Consider the following 12661-nt stretch of genomic DNA (forward strand, 5'->3'; position numbering starts at 1 on the left):
GCGTGACCGTGTCTCAGGTCGGGATGCGTATTCTACGCAATCCGTAGTGTTCGTCAAGTGTTTGTTTCAAACTTAATTTCCGTTTTCTCAAACCCTTGTGACCGTGAGCGCCTTGCTCCGTGTCAGTGGGGTGGAGTATAGAGATCTCTGCTTTTGGCGCAAGTCGTTTATGGCAATAAAATGACAATTCACGACTGACCGCTCAAACACCCAGCAAGCACACAACTTACTCACAGAGTTATGCACATTAAGGCCGTGAGGAGTGAAGTGTAAGGGATGAGGTGGAGACATAAACAGTGCCAAAAGCTGAAAATAGCACGTCTACTTATATAGCTACGTATATGTGTATGCATAGCAGCTGCATCTATACAGGTAGAACTTGCCACCGACGAAACATTATCTATGTAGCTTGTGTCGCTGACACTGAACCCTACTCTATATAGAAGGCATCTTATAACCTAGTCGCGATAAAGACTCAGTTAGCATATATAAGTAAGACCATTGTGCAGCTTACTATCAAGCGGGTTTGGTTTTACGGGTGCGCCCGTTGGCTGATTGCGATAAGATGACGCCCCCTTTTTTACTCCCTCTTCAGCTTGGAGACTTGAATGCCTTTTTCCCTCGGCCAGCGTTGGATCAGTGACACAGAAACCGATTTGGGACTGGGCGCCATCGTCGCTATCGATGTGCGCATGGTGACCATGCTTTTTCCGGCTTGCGGTGAAAACCGCATGTATGCCAAAGGTGACGCGCCTATCACCCGCGTCATGTTTAATCCCGGTGATGTGATCAGCAGCCATGAAGAATGGGAGTTAGAAGTGGTTTCCGTTACCGAAGATAGCGGCCTGTTAACCTATCACGGTACTCGCCTCGATACAGGCGAAGAAGCAAGTCTCAGAGAAACCTTCCTTAATCACTTTATTAAACTGAATAAGCCACAAGAGCGTTTGTTTGCCGGTCAGATAGATAAAGTTGGGCGTTTTAACTTACGCTACCAAGCCTTGATGCATCAGTTTAGTCGCCGCCGCTCACCACTGCGCGGTCTTGCCAGCGGTAAAGTCAGCTTGATCCCGCACCAGTTGCACATTGCCAAAGAAGTAGGTAGCCGTTATGCGCCTCGAGTCTTGCTGGCCGATGAAGTGGGACTGGGTAAGACCATAGAAGCAGGTATGATCATTCAGCAGCAATGGTTATCGGGTCGCGCCAGCCGTATTTTGATTTTGGTACCCGATGCATTAATCCATCAGTGGCTGATCGAGATGATGCGCCGCTTTAACCTGCACTTTGCGCTTTTTGATGAAGAACGTTGTGTGGAAGCATTTGCCGATGCCCACAATCCGTTTGATACCGAGCAGCTGGTATTGTGTAGCCTCGACTTTATAACCAAGAAACGCAAACGCTTCGAGCAATTGCATGAAAGCGACTGGGATCTGATGGTAGTCGATGAGGCGCACCACTTGTTGTGGGATGCTGAGCAACCGAGCCGCGCTTATGAAGTCGTCGAAGCCCTAGCCCAAGATACCGCCGGCGTCTTGTTGCTGACCGCTACGCCAGATCAACAAGGCCATGAGAGCCATTTTGCGCGTTTGCGTTTATTGGATCCGGAGCGCTTCTTTGATTACGACGCTTTTTTGGCCGAAGAAGAAGAATATCAGCCGTTAGCCGCCGCCGCCGAGAGCTTGCTTTCAGACGCGCCTTTAGATGCGGCAGCGATTGCTGGGCTTGCGCCTTTTATGGATGGATTGGATGAAACGGCGTTGCAAGATGCCAGCCAACGTAAGCAGCTATTAGCGCAACTATTAGACAGACACGGTACTGGGCGTTTGTTATTCCGTAATACCCGCCACTCCATTAAAGGTTTTCCGGATCGTGTGCTGCATTTGCATCCCCTGCCCTTACCCAGCCAATATAAAACCGCTATTAAAGTAGCGAACATGATGGGCTCTCAGCTCGACGTTACTCAACAGGCGTTACAAGCCTTGTATCCGGAAGAGATTTATCGCCAGTTTGAAGGTGATAATAATGCCTGGACCTTGTTCGATAGCCGTGTGGAATGGTTGTTGGAATTTACTAAAGCGCATCGTAATACCAAAATTTTGGTTATTACCGCCAAGGCTGGCGTGGCGTTAGCACTGGAAGAGGTGTTACGTACTAAAGAAGGTATTCGTGGTACCGTATTCCATGAAGGCATGAACTTGCTGGATCGCGATAAAGCCGCCGCTTATTTTGCCCAGCAAGAAGGCGGTGCTCAGGTAATGATTTGTTCGGAAATTGGCTCCGAAGGTCGTAACTTCCAGTTTGCTCATCAGTTAGTGTTGTTTGATTTACCGCTGAACCCCGACTTATTAGAGCAACGTATTGGCCGCTTGGACCGCATTGGTCAAGAGCACAATATCGATATTCATGTACCCTATTTAGAAGACACGGCGCAGGCTGCCCTCACTCAATGGTATCACCAAGGAATGGACGCCTTTAGTAAGCCTAACGCCGTAGGCCAGCCGGTATATCAGCAAACATCCAGCACCCTATTGGCTTTGCTGGCCGAACACGGTCAAGACCAAGACGGGCTAGCGCAATTAATTGAGCAAACCCGCGCCCTTACCCTAGAGCTAGAAAGCCACATGGAGCTAGGCCGAGATCGCTTGTTGGAGCTTAATTCCAGCGGCGTGATTTTGGACCGAGATTTAGCCGGTGAATTGAGAGCCGTGGATGAAGATCCCACCTTGGCTATTTTTGCTATCAAGTTGTTTGATGAAGTGGGCGTGCATCAAGACGACAAAGGCGAAAATGCGATAGTGCTGCACCCCAGCGAGCATATGTTAGTCTCCCACTTTCCGGGTTTACCGGAAGATGGCGCCAGCATTACCTTTGATCGTGACACAGCACTCAGTCGTGATGACCTGCAGTTACTGACCTGGGATCATCCCATGATCCGTGGCGGCATTGACTTGGTATTGGGCTCTGAGATTGGTACGACTTCGGTGGCCGTCCTAAAAAATAAGGCGCTGCCAGTGGGTACTCAGTTCTTAGAGCTGATCTTCGTTGCTGAGTCGGCACAAAACTCTCAGCTGTATCGTTTCTTGCCACCGGCGCCAATCCGCTTACTGTTAGATAAGAGCGGTAACGATCTAGCGGACAAGGTGACGTTTGAATCATTTGATCGCCAGCTTAGCCCTATTAATCGACATTTAGCCGGTAAGCTGGTGAATGCCTCGCAAACGATTATTCACCATTTGTTACAGCAAGCCGCACCCGTCGCCGAATTACAGATGCAGGTGTTAGTCGAGCAAGCACGCGAGCGTATGCATGCCTCTATTGGCCAAGAGCTAGCTCGTTTGCAGCAACTCGCCAAGGTGAACCCTAACGTACGCGAAAGTGAAATCAGCCATGTAGAAACGCTACTTGAAGAACTGGATGGTTTGCTGAACAACACCCGCTTAAAACTGGATGCGATTCGCTATATAGTCGTTAGCCACCAATAAGGACAAAACAGATGGCATTACTGCACTATGATCCGCCTATGGATCCCATGTTTGACGTTTTGTATCAAGACGATAGCGTGATTGTGTTGAATAAGCCCAGCGGCTTACTCAGCGTGCCGGGGCGGGATCCTATTCATTTTGATAGCTTATCACTGCGGGTGAGCCGGGTTTACCCGACCACCCAAGTGGTGCATCGTCTGGATATGGCCACCTCAGGCGTGATCGTAATGGCGCTGCATCGCAAGGCGCACGCGGAATTAAGCCGCCAGTTTCGCGAGCGAGAAACCGCTAAATGCTATTACGCTTGGGTGTACGGTAATCCTAAGCAAGATGCGGGCAGCATAGACTTGCCCTTGTGTTGCGACTGGCCGAATCGCCCACGACACATGGTGGATCATGAAAATGGCAAACCGGCGCTCACCCACTGGCGCTGTATACGCCGCCTCGAAGATCGCAGCTTAATTAAGTTGACGCCTATTACCGGCCGTTCTCATCAATTAAGGGTGCATATGAAGAGTTTAGGTCATGTGATTTTGGGAGATAACCTCTATGCCGAAGGTGAGGCGCTCACCATGGCACCACATTTGCAGCTACATGCGGCAGAGCTGGAGTTTCGCCACCCCAAAACCAAAGAGTGGTTAAAATTTACCGCTCCCGCACCCTTTGCCATCGAATGAAACAAATTCGCAGGCTGATCACAAACGTTGGCGCTCTTGCTCTGGCCTCTGTACTGATCTTGCCTGCGAGTCAGGCGCAAACTCGGATCCAATCTCAACTCAACTGGCCCGCCTTTGAACAATTTCAAGCGAGCAGCCAGCTGTTAAATTTTTCTGCCCACAGTGCGGCTCAGGGTCATTTACTTATTTGGCCCGAGCTTAATCAGGCTCACCTTTGGTTGCCGGTGGCGCGCTATTGGCAACAACGTAACTGGGAAGTGCGGCTGTTATTACCTGATACGGCACAACAGATGTTTGATGCCAGTAGCGAGCACCCCTCTCCCGCACAACAAGCTTGGTTGACGGAGCAATTAGACCGCCTAAGAGCACTGACTGAGACGAATGAAAGCTCAGACCAAGATGCTATTGCAGCGAATAATACAAATGCAGAGCAAGATACCGCACGCCCTGTGATCATGCTCACTCAAGGCAGTGCCGCCCTCTGGTATCAGCAATGGGTAGAAACAGAGCAACTTCCTGCTCCCCAAGCCTTGATTTTATTTGATGCGTTACCCAACGTACTAGCACAACAAAAAATGTTAGCCAGCAGTCTGGCGCGCAGCCCTTATCCCGTCTTAGATATTTACAGTCACCCCGACAGCCCACTGGCTTGGCACAATCAACAAAGACGTCAGCAACAGCTTAGCCATCGCGAAAAAACCGGTTACGTACTGCAGCGCTTTAATGGCCCTGAGCCCTTGAATAAGCAAATTGCAGGTTGGCTGGTGAGGCTAGGTTGGTTACCCCTGCCCCCTAGTGCCCCCCATTATTTACAGGAGCAACATAGTGAATCTGGTATTTCTCGACCAAGAAACGCTGCCAACCCAGGCCCAGCTGCGACGCCCTAATTTTGCTCACCATTGGCAAAGTTATGGCAATACGCTTCCTGAGCAAGTGACCACGCGCTTGGCGGAGGCGGACATTGTGCTGGTGAATAAAGTTAGCCTAACGGCAGACATGATAGCCCAGCTACCTCGCCTTAAACTGATAGCACTCGCCGCCACCGGCAGCGATAACCTGGATTTGACGGCCTGCCGAGATGCGGGCATAGCCGTGTGCAATGTACGGGACTACAGCAAAAGTTCGGTGCCCGAGCATGCGCTGTCTTTGATGATGGCGTTAAGCCGTAACTTACACGCTTATCGCAACTCGGTTGTGGATGGCCGTTGGCAACAAAGCGGCCAGTTTTGTTATTTTGACTATCCAGTACGCGACTTGCACGGCCAAACCCTAGGTTTGATTGGCTATGGCACCATTGCTAAAGATTTAGAGAAACTAGCTTTGGCGCTGGGCATGCAGGTAATGGTGGCAGCGCGCAAAGGCCAAACTCCGGCTGCGGGTCGCGTCCGCTTTGAGCAACTATTGGCACAAGCGGACATTATCAGCTTGCATTGCCCACTCAATGCCGACACTCGCCACTTAATTGCCGAGCCAGAATTTAAGCTGATGAAAGAGGACGCCATCTTGATTAATGTCGGTCGTGGCGGCTTGGTAGATGAAGCGGCGTTATTGCAGGCATTAGAGACAAAGCAAATTGGTGGGGCCGGTTTTGATGTGGTGACCGCTGAGCCACCGGCACCCGACAATCCTTTAATGCAAGCACTCGCCTGCCCAAACTTTATTTTAACGCCACACATTGCTTGGGCCAGTCACGACGCCATGCAACGCTTAGCAGATCAGTTAATCGATAACATAGAAGCCTTCGTGGCGGGTAAAGAGCAGAATAGACTGGTTTAAATACAGCTGGAAGCGGTCAGCTTGAAGCTGGAAGAAAAAACCTACTCTTAAAGACTAAACATGTTACAAAAAGCAAAAACCCGCTGTAGCTCTTAGGCTCACAACGGGTTTTTAGGGGTTAATATTATCTTTAACTTCTAGCTTACGGCTTTAAGCTATCGGTTATTTTATCTGGCGCACTGCTTTAATGGTTTCCCAGGCTGATTGTATGTCTTGGGCCTTTTCTTTGGCCAATTCCATCATCTCTTTGGGTAACCCCTGAGACATCAGCTTATCGGGATGATGCTTAGACATCTGGCGACGATAAGCACGTTTCACCTCTGTGTCATCGGCGGTTTCTGCCACTTCCAAAATTCGGTAAGCGTTGCGTAATCTATCCGCAGGTGGCGGTGCTTGATAACCACTGCGGGAATGACCCGAGCCGCCTTGGCGAAAATTGTGCAATTGCGCTTCGGCAAACGCCAATAATTGCTCAAGCTCGGTTTCTGAAAATCCCAGTTCATTGGCAATGGTCAGCAATAAAATTCGTTCGCTCGGCTGCAGCTCACCATCGGCGAAGGCCACCTGCAGTTGTACTTCCATAAAGAAGCGCAACAAGTTACGACTGTCTTTGACTCGCGCGCGAAAACGACGCAAGGTTTCTTTGAGTGGAAAATCGGCGCTTTTACCGGCGCGAAACGCCTCTTGCGCTCGATTACGCAGCTCACCTTGCAGGCGCATTTGCGTCATCAACTGCTCGGCTAAGCGGATCTCTTCGCTGGACACCTGACCACTCGACTTAGCTAGATGGCCCATGGTGGCAAAGGTGGCGTAGAGAAATTCGGCTTGAGCGTCTTTATTAAACAACCAAGCACTTGCCAGCTTCTTATCTAATAAATGCCCCAACCATAAGCCGATTAACGCGCCTGGGATACCGCCCAGTAAAGAACCAAAGAGTAAGCCGATAAGCTTGCCTTTAATGTGTGCCAACATAGCTTACTACCTCTAGCTTACTTAATGGTGATGACGTTGCAGAACAGATCGAAAGCGCACTGGCCACAAAAACCGCTGAACAGCAGCTAATATCCTAAACAGGATCCTAGATGAACGAGGGGCTAAGGCAGGCCATCTTGCAGGTCGATAGTGCTGGCCGCAAGAATGCTTTATCATAGCCCGTTACCATAAAGTAATGACACCCAAATCTCAACTAGCCCAGCGGGCGGTGTCGCCACCAGGAAGCGAGCGTCAACCCATGAAAAAACGGATTATCGGCTTACCCTTGCTGCTGCTTTCAGGCCTCACTCAGGCCCAAACAGAAACGCCAGAACCCGCAGCGCCCTCGGCTTTGCCTTTCAGCCGCTGCTTTAGCCATGTGCCTCTATTAGTGGACTCTGCCACTAATGATCCCAATGCGCCCATTAGCGTGACCGCTGATGTATTGGACGCGACCCGTGATGGCAAAATTATTTACCGTGGTCAGGTCGAAGTAGAGCAAGGCACGCAAAAATTTAACGCCGACCAAGTTGAGCTTGAGCAAACTAGCCGCGATGTGCTGGCCACGGGCAATATCCATTTGACCGATGGCACTATTAGCGTGGACAGCGATAAACAGTTGACCAGTAACTTAAACACCAAGAACACCGAGCTGGATGAAGCCAACTACCAATTTCACGGCGAGCCTGGCCGCGGCTTTGCTAAAAAAGTGCGCCTCAGCAATAACACCCAACAAGTCGATTTAAAGGGTGCCAGTTATACTACCTGCCCGCCCGATGGCGAGGTATGGAAATTAAAAGCCAGCTCGGTGAAAGTGGAGCAAGATGAAGTATTCGGTGAAGCTTGGAACGCCGTACTTTGGCTAGGCGATGTGCCGGTGTTTTACTTCCCTTATTTAAAGTTTCCCGTCAAAGACGAGCGTCAAAGCGGCTTTTTATATCCGAGCTTTAACTTTGGCGATAGAAACGGCACCGACATTAGCCTGCCCTATTACTGGAACATTGCAGAAAACTACGACGCCACTTTTACGCCTAGGTACATGGAAAAACGCGGTACCATGTCGCAGCTGGAATTTCGTTATCTGCCTATCGCCGGTCAAGATGGCACCTTTTACGGCGAGTATTTAGCCAGCGACGATAAGTTACTCAAAACCGAGTGGCAAGATGATCCCCGCTGGCTGGTGAATTGGCGCCATAATGCGCGCTTTGATGCCGCAGGACATTGGCGAGCTAATGTCGACTACACCAAAGTCGCCGGCTGGGATAATGCTTACTTTGATGATTTTTCACCACAGGTCGGCCAGTTAGTCGACGACCAGCTAATGCAGTCATTTAGCGGCGGTTATTATGACCGACACTGGCAAGTCACCACTGAGGTACGTGATTACCAAATTTTAAGACCAGAGCTAACGACTCAACCTTTCCAGCTCGCCCCTAGTGTGGCACTAACCAGCTATCAAGGCTTTGGTCGCTTTGACTTGGGCTTTGATGCCGAAGTCACGCAATTTAAAAACGATGCCGACCAAGTGTATGAAGCGACCCGCGTGCACGCTGAGCCCAAGTTAATCTATTCCATGGTGAACAAGCCAGGCGCGCAGCTAACCGCAGATATCGGCGCTTATTACACCCACTACGAGCAAGATATTCCTAAGAGTTTATCAAGCTACTATGGCGATCAAGATCCTAACGGACTCGGTTTTACCACTGCAGGGTTAGACAGCAATGTCGATCGCTTACTCCCACGCGCTCGCCTGAACGGCACCTTAGTATTCGACCGCGATACGCAGTGGTTTGCGCAAGATTTTACCCAAACCATAGAGCCGCAAGTCCAGTACCTGTATGTGCCCTTTAAAGACCAAGATAATATTGGTTTATACGACACTACCAGTATGCGCCAAGATTATTACAGCTTATTCAGCGACCGTCGTTTCGCCGGTCTGGATCGCATCAGTGATGCCAACCAAATTACCGGTGGTTTTACCAGTCGTGTCTATGATGCCGACAGTGTGGAGCGCCTGCGTTTAGCCATAGCGCAATCCTATAACTTTACCTCACCACGGGTGCGCTTATATCCCAGTGATGAGCCCGGTGAAATTAAACAGTCATTCTTAACCTTTGAGGGCGACCTCAACATAGACGGCAACTGGTTTGTCCATACCGAAGCACAGCAAGATACTAACAGCCACAGGTTGGCGGGCGGTAATATCACGCTGGAATACAACAACCAAGGCAAATTGGCTCAGGTGGGCTTTCGCCACTTGAATGCAGATTACTTTCCCGATGCCAGCTTAACGAATGACTTAAATCAATTGGGGGGGACTTTTTCTTGGCCGCTAACGCCTGATTGGCGCCTAATTGGTGGTCACTACCGAGATATTGAACTCAAACGTAATATCGATAGTCTGATTGGGGTGCGTTATGACTCTTGCTGCTGGGCGGTTAGCCTAGTGTGGGAGCAGGCACAAAGCCAAGAAAGATTGCTTAATCCAAATGAAGTAGAGCAAGAAACATTGATTGGACTCAGATTCGAGTTAAAAGGCTTTAGCTCATTTGGTACCGGTAACGGTGACTTCACGCCAGGTACCAACTTATTGCCTTACTATCGCCCTTTTAACCTCAATAACTAATTTTCATAGTGCACAGGACTTGTCATGAATAAAAGATGTAAACAATTACTGCTTGCCGCCAGTGTTGGCCTATTTGCAGCCAGTAGCCAAGCCGTTGAGCTGCTCGATAGCGTGGTGGCCGTGGTCGATAAAGACGTGGTGTTGGAAAGCCAGCTCACCGGTCTGGTGAATCAAGTTAAAAGTAGCGCCAACAGCGCAGGCCAAGCATTGCCCGATGAGCAAGCACTGCGCAAACAAGCATTAGAACGCTTGATCTTAGAAAGTTTACAGCTGCAATTAGCCGAACGTTTGGGGTTGCGCATTACTGACACCCAATTGGAGCAGGCCATTGTCAACGTGGCTCGTAGCCAAAATAAAAGTGTCGAGCAGTTACGCGCCGAAGCCAAGAGTGATGGGTTAAGCTACCCTCAGTTTCGTGAGCAGGTGCGCAACGAAATATTGCTAAGCGAATTGGCGCGTAATCAAGTGCGCCGTCGCATTAATATTTCTGACCAAGAAGTAAAGCAAGTGGTGCAGATGATGTCCGAGCAAGGGCAAAACCAAGGCCGCTATCGCGTAGGCAACATCTTATTGCCCTTACCCACAGAACCGAGCAATGAACAGTTGCGCCAAGCCAGCCAACAAGCTGACCAGCTAATTAAGCAACTAAAGCAAGGTGCTGATTTTAGAAAGCTGGCCATAGCGCACAGTGCCGGTCCTAAGGCGCTGGAAGGCGGCGATTGGGGACTACTCGGCATCAATGAAATGCCCTCGCTGTTTAGTGAAGCGGTGAAGAATCACGGTAAGGGTGATATTATTGGCCCGCTGCGCTCCGGTGCCGGCGTGCATATCTTAACGATTCTTGATATGGAAGCCTCAACTGCGCAAAGCGTACAAGCGGTGGAAGTGCGCGCACGCCATATCTTGCTTAAACCCTCGATTATACTGAGCGAAGAAAAGGCTCAAAACCAATTGGTTGGTTTTGCCGACTCAATTCGCAGCGGCAAAGCCACGCTGGCCCAGTTAGCCGAGCAATATTCTGAAGACCCAGGCTCCGCTATTCAAGGCGGCGACTTAGGTTGGTCCGCCCCTGAAGTCTATGTCAGTAGCTTTCGCGATGTAGTGTTACAGCTTAAGGTTGGCGAGCTCAGCGAGCCGTTTCGCTCCGAGCACGGCTGGCACCTAGTGCAGCTTGAAGATAAGCGCGTAGTGGACGCCACCGAGCAAGCAAGTGAACAAAAAGCCTATCAGCTTATTTTTAATCGTCGTTTTACGGAAGAAGTACAAACTTGGCTGGACGAGCTCAAAGATGAAGCCTATATCCGTATTGTCGACACCCAATTATCAAACGGTGAACTGTGATCTGTAAACGTATCGCGATAACCCCAGGCGAGCCCGCCGGCATAGGTCCTGATCTTATGCTGGCCTTGGCTACCCACGATTGGCCAGTAGAGTTAGTGGTGATTGCCGATCCTGAGCTTATCCAAAGCCGCGCTCAGGCCATGGGCAAGTCAGTAACCTTGCTCCCTTATAATCCCGCTCAGGCTCCGCAACCCCAGCGGGCCGGCACGCTGACCATAGCCTCGGTCAAACTGGCTAAGCCCGCCTTTCCTGGTGTGCTGGATGAAGCCAATGGTCTCTATGTGCTGGAAACCCTCAAGCGCGCGTCAGACGGCAACATGAGCGGCGAATTTGCCGCCGTGGTGACGGGTCCCGTGCACAAGGGCATTATCAATAAAGCCGGCGTGTCTTTTAGTGGTCACACCGAATTTTTTGCCCAACAAGCGAACGTGCCGGATGTGGTGATGTTACTGGCGGCACCGGGGTTAAGAGTGGCGCAAGTCACCACGCATATTCCGTTGGCTTACGTCGCCAAGGCCATTACCGAAGACCGCCTAACTAAGATTATTCGTATCTTAAACGCCGAGCTAAAGAGCAAATTTGGTCTACCTAAGCCACGTATTTATGTGTGCGGTTTAAACCCCCATGCCGGTGAAGACGGCCATTTAGGCCGTGAAGAGCTGGATATTATCAGCCCGACGCTGGACAAACTCAGAGCCGAGGGCATGGAGCTTATCGGGCCTGTTTCCGCCGATACGGCGTTTCAACCTAAATACATGACGGACGCGGATGCCTATTTGGCCATGTACCACGACCAAGGTCTACCGGTACTGAAATACATAGGTTTTGGCCAAGCGGTGAATATCACGCTGGGGCTACCCTTTATCCGCACCTCAGTGGATCACGGAACCGCCTTAGAGCTAGCCGGAACCGATAAAATCGATGCGGGCAGCATGCTGTGCGCGCTTAATCAAGCCATTGAAATGATAGAAAAACGCGATGAATAGTAAAGTACACCAAGGGCACAAAGCCCGTAAGCGCTTCGGCCAAAATTTCTTACACGACGACTATGTTATCGACCAAATTGTGGATGCCATTTATCCCACCGACGACTTTACCATGGTCGAAATTGGCCCAGGCTTGGGTGCCTTAACCGGTCCGGTGTGTGAGCGTATTGAGCGGCTCAACGTCGTCGAGCTTGACCGCGACTTGGCCGCCCGTTTGGCCACACATCCATTCTTAAAAGACAAACTCAATATTCATCAAGCAGACGCCATGAAATTTGATTTTACTCAGCTATTAGAGCCGGGTAAAAAGATGAAAATTTTCGGCAACTTGCCTTATAACATCTCCACTCAGCTGATGTTTCATCTGTTTGAATTTGCCGCTCACGTGCAAGACATGCACTTTATGCTGCAAAAAGAAGTGGTAAACCGCCTCGCGGCGGGTCCGGGTAGCAAAACCTACGGTCGTTTAAGTGTGATGGCGCAGTATTACTGCCAAGTCGTGCCCGTATTAGAAGTAGGTCCGGAAGCCTTTCAGCCGGCGCCTAAAGTCAACTCGGCGGTAGTAAAATTATTACCTTACGAAGTACCACCCTACCCTGCACAGGATATTGCTTGCCTGTCGCAGGTGACGGCCGATGCCTTTGGTAAGCGCCGTAAAACCATTCGTAATAGCTTGAGCCATCTGTTTAGCATAGAGCAACTGACGGAACTGGGGTTAGACCCAGGTGCGCGTCCGGAACAGCTCACGCTAGCGCAATATGTCACTCTGGCCAACGCCTTGGCCCAACGCAAGGAATAAGC

At 50.3% G+C, this 12661-nt stretch carries 9 protein-coding genes; 8 read left to right on the plus strand and 1 reads right to left on the minus strand.

What is annotated here, in order from left to right; all coding sequences use genetic code 11:
- Positions 1 to 608 precede the first annotated feature (608 nt).
- The 4 genes from rapA to ACEN2G_RS13125 are packed head-to-tail and all read left to right on the plus strand — an operon-like array spanning position 609 to position 5935.
- The gene (rapA, locus tag ACEN2G_RS13110) at positions 609 to 3482 is read left to right on the plus strand and encodes an RNA polymerase-associated protein RapA (protein WP_442022258.1); all 2874 of its coding nucleotides are present in this window, start codon (positions 609 to 611) and stop codon (positions 3480 to 3482) included.
- A gap of 11 nt (positions 3483 to 3493) precedes the next feature.
- Entirely contained in the window at positions 3494 to 4159 is a 666-nt protein-coding gene (locus ACEN2G_RS13115; RefSeq protein ID WP_442022260.1) for an RluA family pseudouridine synthase, read from the plus strand.
- Positions 4156 to 5046, plus strand: a complete 891-nt coding sequence (locus ACEN2G_RS13120) for a DUF3530 family protein (protein ID WP_442022262.1) — start codon at positions 4156 to 4158, stop codon at positions 5044 to 5046. The genes ACEN2G_RS13115 and ACEN2G_RS13120 overlap by 4 nt, the downstream gene beginning before the upstream one ends.
- Positions 4982 to 5935 (plus strand): D-2-hydroxyacid dehydrogenase, encoded by a 954-nt coding sequence (locus ACEN2G_RS13125; RefSeq protein ID WP_442022312.1) that lies wholly within the window; start codon positions 4982 to 4984, stop codon positions 5933 to 5935. Before ACEN2G_RS13120 ends, ACEN2G_RS13125 begins: the two co-directional genes overlap by 65 nt.
- A 162-nt stretch (positions 5936 to 6097) precedes the next feature.
- Here the strand turns inward: ACEN2G_RS13125 and djlA are convergent, their stop codons facing one another.
- Positions 6098 to 6907 carry a co-chaperone DjlA gene (djlA, locus tag ACEN2G_RS13130; protein WP_442022264.1) on the minus strand — a complete coding sequence of 270 codons (810 nt, stop codon included), beginning with the start codon at positions 6905 to 6907 and terminating at the stop codon, positions 6098 to 6100.
- 259 nt (positions 6908 to 7166) lie between these two features.
- Here djlA and lptD point away from each other — a divergent pair, with 259 nt between their 5' ends.
- Genes lptD through rsmA form a run of 4 tightly spaced genes read left to right on the plus strand, consistent with a single transcriptional unit; the run spans position 7167 to position 12659 of the window.
- Entirely contained in the window at positions 7167 to 9533 is a 2367-nt protein-coding gene (gene lptD / locus ACEN2G_RS13135) for an LPS assembly protein LptD (protein WP_442022266.1), read from the plus strand.
- A 24-nt stretch (positions 9534 to 9557) separates the two neighbouring features.
- A complete protein-coding gene (gene surA, locus ACEN2G_RS13140) occupies positions 9558 to 10874 on the plus strand; it encodes a peptidylprolyl isomerase SurA (RefSeq protein WP_442022268.1) in 1317 nt (438 codons plus the stop codon).
- Complete coding sequence (pdxA, locus tag ACEN2G_RS13145) at positions 10871 to 11860, plus strand: 4-hydroxythreonine-4-phosphate dehydrogenase PdxA (RefSeq protein ID WP_442022270.1); 990 nt, start codon at positions 10871 to 10873, stop codon at positions 11858 to 11860. Before surA ends, pdxA begins: the two co-directional genes overlap by 4 nt.
- On the plus strand, positions 11853 to 12659 hold the full coding sequence (gene rsmA / locus ACEN2G_RS13150; RefSeq protein WP_442022272.1) for a 16S rRNA (adenine(1518)-N(6)/adenine(1519)-N(6))-dimethyltransferase RsmA: 807 nt from the start codon (positions 11853 to 11855) through the stop codon (positions 12657 to 12659). Before pdxA ends, rsmA begins: the two co-directional genes overlap by 8 nt.
- Positions 12660 to 12661 lie beyond the last annotated feature (2 nt).

Source organism: Oceanisphaera sp. W20_SRM_FM3, from assembly GCF_052119705.1.
Classification (GTDB): Bacteria; Pseudomonadota; Gammaproteobacteria; order Enterobacterales; family Aeromonadaceae; genus Oceanimonas.